This is a genomic window from uncultured Porphyromonas sp. (assembly GCF_915070105.1).
GTDB lineage: Bacteria > Bacteroidota > Bacteroidia > Bacteroidales > Porphyromonadaceae > Porphyromonas.
Genome location: NZ_CAJZFJ010000084.1, coordinates 1 through 8,072 on the forward strand (window position 1 = coordinate 1; position 8,072 = coordinate 8,072).

Genomic DNA, 8,072 nt, shown 5'->3' on the forward strand with positions numbered 1-8,072 from the left:
CGGAAGGTGTCTGCGGAAGAAGGTAGGGGACGTCTTGCCCAAGGTTTGACTTCAGTAGCTGACCCTTCGATACATTGGTGAAGGACATCGGCGTCTTTGCCGAAGCGCGCGTAGCAGTTACCTGCACTTCCTCGAGGCGGTGCGTGCTGAGACTATCTGCGAGCTGTGTAGCTGTAGCTACGGAGGGAGAGGCTAGGAAGGTAGCTGTGGCCGAGAGGACCACGGTGGAGAGGATCGTTGTTTTTCTCTTCATCATACAATACTTATTCATAGGCATAGTAATGCAGAGCTGAAGGGGGAAGGGTAGATAATGGTCGATGAACAATCCCTACGCCAGCATGATCTGGGTCAGGTCTTGAGGGTATCATCTCAGCCGAAGACCTCTCCTCCCCAAGGTGGGGGAAAGAGGGATTGGCACCCCTTTGTCCTTAGTTCTTTTCGGGTGCAAAGGTAGTGAAGGCCAGGAATAAAAGCAAAGTATCTCAGGCGTGTCTTCCCTGTCTTATCCCATCGTCTATCTAAGATCGCCCTCCCGTGATGATGCTTAGTAGCCTAGGAGTAAGGCGATTTAGCCCCTTATAGAGCAGGGTACAGACAGCTAGAGTAATGAATGGAATCACGAAGTATGAGAGGAGCAACCCCGAGCCCGAGTGTGCAAGTGGAGTGCGGGAGAATGCACCCTTAATCCAGTTCTCAATGAAGACGAGATGTACGGCATAGATGAAAAAGACTTGCCCCTCTTGAGCGAGGCAATATGCTTTAACCCTAGGTAGGCGATCGAAGATGTGCTCTGCACTAGCTAGGACGGCAAGTACTCCAAATGGAATATACAGAGTAGGGAAATAGGACATGTAGCCGAGCATAGTCAGGAGTAAGAGCACTAGGAACGTGCCCCAGAGCCCCATCCACCTCCTAAATAGGTCAGGGAAATAGATCTTCTTGAGCCCCAAATATCCACCCAAACTAAAATAGAATAAGGCTGTAGCAAGGGGACTAAGAAAAAGCTGTGGATACCAGTGCTGACAGAGGAGATAGTTCGCAAGAAGGAGGAGGATAGCTCCCGCACGCAAGTGGCGATAGGCAAGTATCAATAGCGGGGCAAGGAGGTGCATGATCATGAGGTCTCGTACATACCACAAGGGGAAATCCATGGGTAAGGTTAGAGCTGTCCATACATGATCAAGACCAAAGTGCATAGGCTGAGTCTCCCCTCCACTCCGACTAAGTACCCAGAGTCGCAGATACTCGAGGAGAAGGGTAAGTAGATTCCAGAAAAGGTAGGGGATGAGTAGCCCCCTAGCCTTCTTGGTGAGGTGCTTTTGGTAGGTCTTGATGTCCCATGCCTTCGGAGTGAAAAAAAGATAGTAGCCAGAGAAGACGAAGAACAGAGGAACAGCAATTGATCCTAGATAGTGCGAGATGAATTCGGAGATGAAGATGTAGATCCCCCTACTCGTAAGCCCATTCTCTAGCTCCATCACCTGCGGGGGCAGAACATGTATGAATAGTACGATTACGATGAGCGGGTACCGCAGGGCATTCACTGCCGAGGACTGGCGGGAGAGGGGTTCTTGATCCACTTGGAAGGGGGATATACGGGATAGATCAAACTTGATTATTCGTCGGCTACCTGTGCAGCGTAGGTGCGCCAACGATCCAGTAGGGTGGAGAGGTCCGATGGGAGCTCACTATCGAAGAGGAGCTCCTCGCCTGTCTCAGGATGGACAAAGCCTAGGGTCTTGGCATGGAGTGCCTGGCGGGGGCAGAGCGAGAGACAGTTGTGGACAAACTGCTTGTAGCGGGAGAATTGGTTCCCCCACAGGATCTTGTCCCCGCCGTAGCGTGTATCAGCGAAGAGTGGGTGCCCGATGTGCTTCATGTGGGCACGTATCTGGTGTGTACGCCCCGTCTCTAGCCTACACTCTACCCAGCTGACGTAGGCCAGCTCCTCGAGCACCTCATAGTGGGTCACTGCGTGCTTGCCCCGCTCACTGCCCTCTGGGTAGACAGCCATCTGTAGGCGGTCACGCTCGTCTCGTCCGATATTCCCCACGATCGTCCCCTTGGGCTCGGTGAAGCGTCCCCAGACGAGAGCCCGATAGGAGCGGTGGGTGGTCTTGTCGAAGAATTGTCGAGCTAGATGCGTCTTGGTCTCAGGACGCTTGGCCACGACGAGTAGACCGCTGGTGTCCTTGTCGATACGGTGCACGAGCCCGACTCGAGGGTCGGCAGGATCGTAGTGTGGATCATCCTGGAGGTAGTAGGCAAGGGCATTGACGAGCGTGCCGGAGTAGTTCCCATGCCCAGGGTGGACGACTAGCCCAGCGGGCTTGTTGATGACGAGGAGATAGGGGTCTTCGTAGAATATATCCAGCGGGATATCCTCGGGTATGATCTCGAGGGTATGCTTCGGGCGACGAAGCTGGAGAGTAACGACATCAAGTGGCTTAATGCGGTAGTTGGCCTTGACCGCTACACCATTGACGAAGACATAGCCACCCTCTAGAGCCTGCTGGATGCGACTACGGGAAGAACCCATCATACGTGAGGCGAGGAACTTGTCCACTCTCAGCAGAGCCTGCCCCTTGTCCGCTACGACTCGATAGTGCTCATAGAGTGGTGAGCTATCAGCATGCTGTATGTAGGAGATAGCTTCCTCGGGGGAGAGTAGCTCGACACCTCCCTCTTGATCGAGGGCAAGGAGGTCTTCGTCCTCGCCCCAGTCTTCGTTTTCGTCAAATAGACTTGGCTTCATTCGCCTACCACCAGTCGTTGCTAACGCTGCTATCTCTCTTCTGCTCCGTACGGGTGAAGGTGCTATCCATGCTCCCCTCACGGTCATAGCTCTCAATGAGGCGACCGATACCGAGAGTGTCGATGATCTGACCTGAGACGAGGAGGATAAGCTTCGTATCTATGCGGAGCTGTGAGCCGACCTCTACGCTACGTCCATCAGCAGTCTGTAGGCCTACCACAGAGCCGACGTAGCCACCCGGTACGACACGCTGGTCGACGGACTCGAAGCCCAGCCCACGTAGGAGGGCTAGGATCTGGCGAGCAGACTGATCCTTGTAGTTGGGGATGGTCTGCTTGCGAGGAGAGAAGCCATTGATGGAGACGAAGAGGATACGTCCAGCCTTGACGTGGCTTCCTGGGGCGGGGACGATATCACGTATTGTCCCAGGGACAGCCGTCTTGGAGTAGGTGGAGTCGTTGATTTCGTAGTCGAGGTCGACCTTCTTGAGTATGGCACGAGCTTCATCAAGCGTTTTGCCTCGGAGGTCGGGTACGACAACGCTCTCCCCATGCTGGGTGTAGAGGTCAAGCCCGAAGATGAGCAGTATGATGAACACCACGGAGATGATGATCATGAGCATCACGTGGAAAAGCCAAGAGTCTCTGTCGAGGAGCTTTTTCTTTAGGTTCTTGAGGTAGGTCATAGTCGTGGATAGAGCTTAGAGGCGTCCAGCGTTGATGAAGCGCATGACACCCTCGGGGACATTGGGGGAGGCGAGGTCTGCACTAGAGCCTTCCCACTCCTTGAGTCCATTGTGGATGTAGATGATCTTGTCCCCGATGGCGTGGACAGAGTTCATGTCATGGGTATTGACGATGGTGGTGATGTTGTACTCCTTGGTGATCTCATAGATGAGCTGGTCGATCACTGTAGAGGTCTTAGGGTCGAGCCCAGAGTTGGGTTCGTCGCAGAAGAGGTACTTAGGGTTGAGTGCTATGGCACGGGCGATAGCGGTACGCTTCATCATCCCACCACTTATCTCGGCAGGGTACTTCTTGGCAGCGTCGGCGAGGCCTACACGATCTAGTAGCTCTAGGGCTCGGTGATAGGACTTGTCGTGGCTCTGGCTGGAGAACATCTCCATGGGGAAGAGTACATTCTCGATGACGGTCATGCTGTCGAAGAGTGCAGAGCCCTGGAAGAGCATCCCCATCTCACGTCTTAGGCGAAGTAGGTCGGGCTTAGCCATACCTACTATATCGCGTCCGTCGAAGAGTATCTCGCCTTTGTCGGGCTGGATGAGGCCAATCATGCACTTGACGAAGACGGACTTCCCTGCACCACTTCGTCCGATGACGAGGTTGGTCTTTCCCTCCTCGAAGGTCGCATCGATCCCCTTGATGACCTCCTTGTCTGCGAAGGCCTTATAGAGTGACTTTACTTGTATCATGACGTAGTGTCTAGCCTGGGTTAGGTAAGCATGAGGTTCGTCAAGACGAGGTCAAAGAAGAGGATGAGCACACTGCTATTGACCACGGCCTTCGTGCTGGACGATCCGACCTGTAGCGCACCACCCTTCACACAGTATCCGTAGTACGAGGCTACCGATGAGATGATGAAAGCATAGACGAGAGACTTGACCACCGAGTGCGCTACATACGAAGGTGTGAAGTAGAGTTGCAGGCCATAGACATAGTCTTGGTGGGAGAGGCTCTGGGCAAAGTCACACGCTACGTATCCGCCGTAGATACCAGTAGCCATCGAGAAGATCGATAGAATGGGGATGAAGCTCATGAAGCCAACGATCTTCGGGAGAATAAGGAAGTTGGCTGAGTTTACGCCCATGATCTCCATCGCATCTATCTGCTCCGTCACACGCATTGTCCCCAGCTCGGAGGCAATGCTTGAGCCGACCTTACCCGAGAGGATAAGGCACATCACCGTCGAGGAGAACTCCAGGATCATGATCTCACGAGAGGAGTAGCCGATGGTGAAGCGAGGTATGAGGGGGTTCGTCATATTGATCGATAGCTGGATCGTGATGACGGCACCGATAAAGAAGGAGATGATGAAGACGATCCACATCGATCCCAAGCCGAGGCTGTAGGCCTCTCTGAGGACGGAGCGGTGGAACATACGCCAGCGCATCGGCAGCGTGAAGACGCGTCCCATGAGTTGGGTGTACTCACCTATGCTGGTTAAGAACTTTGATTGCATCTATTGTGTACCTCGGGCTGAGGCTGAGGGGGCTATTGGAGGTAATCCTAGGAGGCTACGGGCGCATGCTCTGAGCCTCCTAGGGCTATGTGGTGTGGAGCCTGTGGGGCTGGTGGGCTAACGAAGGTCTACGACCTCACAGCCAGGATAGCTCTTGGCGTTGAGGTAGAAGAACGTCTTGGGTAGAGCCTCTCTACTCTTGATCTCGGGGACAAGAGCCGTCAGTACACTCCCGTCACGAGCGAGGAAGGTGAGCTGACTGGGCAGGGAGCTCTTGAGGTTAAATGTCGCCTCCATCATTACGATGTTACTCTTCTGCTGGGGGACGAAGCGTACTCGCTGCTGTGTCGTCGTGGACGAGAGCAGCATGGCGGTGAAGCCACGGGCACGTGAGCGAAGGAAGTGCAGGGGATTGATCTGAAGGATCTCGTCTGCCGTAGGGCGGGAGATGGTCAGAGTATGCTCGGCTCTATCGTAGTAGGTGAGGATACCTGAGGAGTAGACCGCCGTGACGGTACCATACTCCAGTCTGAAGGCTTCCCCCTGTAGGTACATCTTACCTGTGCTGGCTCCTAGGTCTCGACCTGCCTTGTCACGCATCGTCGTGGAGAAGTCTACGACGGTGGCACCCGACTGGTAGAGGGCTCCCTCAGCTCGCTCTAGTAGCTGGGGGATATTTCCCTTGATCTGTGCGCTGCCTGTCACTAGGCCGAGCAGCAGGGAAAGTATCAAAGCTATATGTCTCATAATTATATCCAAAGATAAGTGTAATAATCTGTACGTGACCCGAGGTTCCCTCGATTAGAGTCGGTCGAGGAGCTCTTCGAGGCTTGTCTGATCCTTGATGAAGACCTCTCGGGGCTTACTGCCATCCTGTGGGCCGACGATACCAGCACCCTCGAGCTGGTCCATCAGTCGTCCAGCACGGTTATACCCGATGTTGAACTTGCGTTGGATGTTGGAGGTCGATCCGACTTGTGTCTGTACGACCATACGGGCTACCTCGTCGAAGAGGCTGTCCTTCTCGTTGGGGTTGAAGGTCTTTGCACCGCCTTCCTCTCCCTCGGGTATATACTCAGGTAGGATGAGGGCACTACCTGTGCTCTCCTGATGTGCTATGTGTGAGACGATGGCCTCTGTCTCGGGAGAGTCCATGAAGGCGCACTGTACACGTACCATCTCCTTGCCTTGATAGAAGAGCATGTCTCCACGTCCGATGAGCTGGTTGGCTCCGGGGGAGTCTAGGACAGTGCGTGAGTCTACCATCGAGAAGACCTTGAAGGCAATACGGGCGGGGAAGTTCGCCTTGATGAGTCCCGTTATCACGTCTGTCGAGGGACGCTGTGTAGCGATGACCATGTGGATGCCTGCGGCACGAGCCTTCTGAGCTAGGCGGGCTATCGGCTGCTCCACTTCCTTGCCTACTGTCATCATGAGGTCGGCAAACTCATCCACGATCAGTACTATATAGGGAAGGAGCTCATGCCCGTCGATACGGCGAAGTTCCCCCGAGCGCACCTGTTCATTATACTCCTTGATGTTGCGCACGGTACGCCCAGCATTCTGGAGTAGGTGGTAGCGGTTGTCCATCTCCACGCATAGGGAGTTGAGGGTAGCGACGACACGCTTCATGTCGGTGATGATCGCCTTGTCGGCATCGGGAAGCTTCGCTAGGAAGTGCTTCTCGATCTCCTCGTAAATAGAGAACTCGAGCATCTTAGGGTCTACCATGACGAACTTGAGTTCCTCGGGACGCTTGCTGTAGAGCAGTGAGGTAATCAGTGCGTTCAGTCCGACACTCTTTCCCTGCCCAGTCGCCCCAGCTATCAGTAGGTGAGGCATCTTAGTTAGGTCAAAGATGAAGGGCTCGTTTGTGATGGTCTTCCCGATCCCGATGGGGAGCTCCATGCGGTCAAGTTGCTCCCTATACTTCTTCGAGGCAAGGATACTGCGCATGGAGACGGTCTGGGGCGAAGCATTCGGCACTTCTATCCCGATCGTCCCTTGGCCAGGCATAGGAGCGATGATACGGACGCCCTCGCTCTTGAGGCTCATGGCTATGTCATCCTCCATGGTCTTGATACGGGAGACCTTGATACCAGAGTCGGGGATGACTTCGTAGAGGGTGACGGTAGGACCTACGGTGGCCTTTGAGGGAGTGACACGCATCTTGAAGCTAGCCAGTGTGTCGATGATCTTCTGCTTGTTGCGCTCGATCTCCTGCATATCTATCTGCGTAGCTCCCTGCTCATAGTCTTTGAGGAGGTCTGTCGTAGGCTTCTGATAATGCGCCAGTAGTACCCCGGGGGCAAGCGGTGTAGCGGGCTCGGGGCTGTCCTCTACGAGCTGGTCAGCTGGTGCTAGCTCCACGACCATGCCTGGCTCGCCCTCCTTGTCGGATGGCAAGTGGATCGAGGTCTGAGGGGTAAGGCGAGGCTGGGGAACATGCTCCTCGTGGCGTTCCTCGTGGCTGTCCTTGTGATGCTCGTGGACTGGTGTCGTGGAGTTACCCTCGTCCTCGGGTTTATCTTCCTCCTCGTCGTCGGAGTAGTCCTCCTCAGGGTCCGAGTCTAGCTCCTCGCCCTTGCTACGGGAAAAGAGTCCCCTGATACGCTCCCAGAGGGAGGAGGATCTTAGGTGAGGAAGGGGGACAGATGATGTGCGTACCCCTATGAGGGCTCTGTCGCTACAGAGGACGGAGAAGATCAGTAGGCTGAAGAAGAGCACTACTAGGAGTCCTGCCATCCGTATATTGCCATATATATAGGTGTAGAGCTGTAAGCCCTGTTTCCCTCCCCATAGCAGGAAGCCATCCGAAGGAAAGAAAGCCTGCAGGGCGGCAGCTGCGGTAGCTGTCCACAGGCAGAGGAAGCCAAAGAAGAGGAACCGTGATATATAGCGGATCGGGTGTGTCTCGGGAGCCTTCACTAGGTGATAGGCAAGGTAGAGGGCATAGGCAAAGAGGAAGATGACGCCCCAGCCGAAGAGCCCATTGAAGAGGTAGTCGGCGACCTTAGCACCAGGTCGCCCAAAGATGTTGTAGGCATTTTGCTCAGCTTCGGGCAGAGCTTCTCCCTCTGCTAGGGGTGCGATCAGGCTCTGATCCTGCCCGCTCGAG

At 54.6% G+C, this 8,072-nt stretch carries 7 protein-coding genes, 1 pseudogene and 1 riboswitch; all 8 genes and pseudogenes read right to left on the minus strand.

Annotation, left to right across the window (positions count from 1 at the left end):
- A pseudogene (locus QZ554_RS07585) lies at positions 1-253 on the minus strand (TonB-dependent receptor); the annotation flags it as partial.
- A gap of 55 nt (positions 254-308) precedes the next feature.
- Positions 309-432, minus strand: a riboswitch (TPP riboswitch).
- Positions 433-518: 86 nt separating this feature from the next.
- Positions 519-1,580, minus strand: a complete 1,062-nt coding sequence (locus QZ554_RS07590; RefSeq protein WP_297195557.1) for an acyltransferase — start codon at positions 1,578-1,580, stop codon at positions 519-521.
- Between the two features lie 35 nt (positions 1,581-1,615).
- Positions 1,616-2,755: an RluA family pseudouridine synthase gene (locus QZ554_RS07595; protein WP_297195559.1), complete on the minus strand. Its 1,140-nt coding sequence runs from the start codon at positions 2,753-2,755 to the stop codon at positions 1,616-1,618.
- Between the two features lie 4 nt (positions 2,756-2,759).
- Positions 2,760-3,440: a PASTA domain-containing protein gene (locus tag QZ554_RS07600; RefSeq protein WP_297195561.1), complete on the minus strand. Its 681-nt coding sequence runs from the start codon at positions 3,438-3,440 to the stop codon at positions 2,760-2,762.
- Between the two features lie 15 nt (positions 3,441-3,455).
- Positions 3,456-4,187 carry an ATP-binding cassette domain-containing protein gene (locus QZ554_RS07605; protein ID WP_297195563.1) on the minus strand — a complete coding sequence of 244 codons (732 nt, stop codon included), beginning with the start codon at positions 4,185-4,187 and terminating at the stop codon, positions 3,456-3,458.
- A 20-nt stretch (positions 4,188-4,207) separates the two neighbouring features.
- Positions 4,208-4,954, minus strand: a complete 747-nt coding sequence (locus tag QZ554_RS07610) for an ABC transporter permease (protein ID WP_297195565.1) — start codon at positions 4,952-4,954, stop codon at positions 4,208-4,210.
- A gap of 117 nt (positions 4,955-5,071) precedes the next feature.
- Positions 5,072-5,701 carry an outer membrane lipoprotein carrier protein LolA gene (locus tag QZ554_RS07615; RefSeq protein ID WP_297195567.1) on the minus strand — a complete coding sequence of 210 codons (630 nt, stop codon included), beginning with the start codon at positions 5,699-5,701 and terminating at the stop codon, positions 5,072-5,074.
- 54 nt (positions 5,702-5,755) lie between these two features.
- Positions 5,756-8,072 (minus strand): DNA translocase FtsK 4TM domain-containing protein (locus QZ554_RS07620; RefSeq protein WP_297195569.1); only part of this gene is annotated, 2,317 nt, incomplete at its 5' end.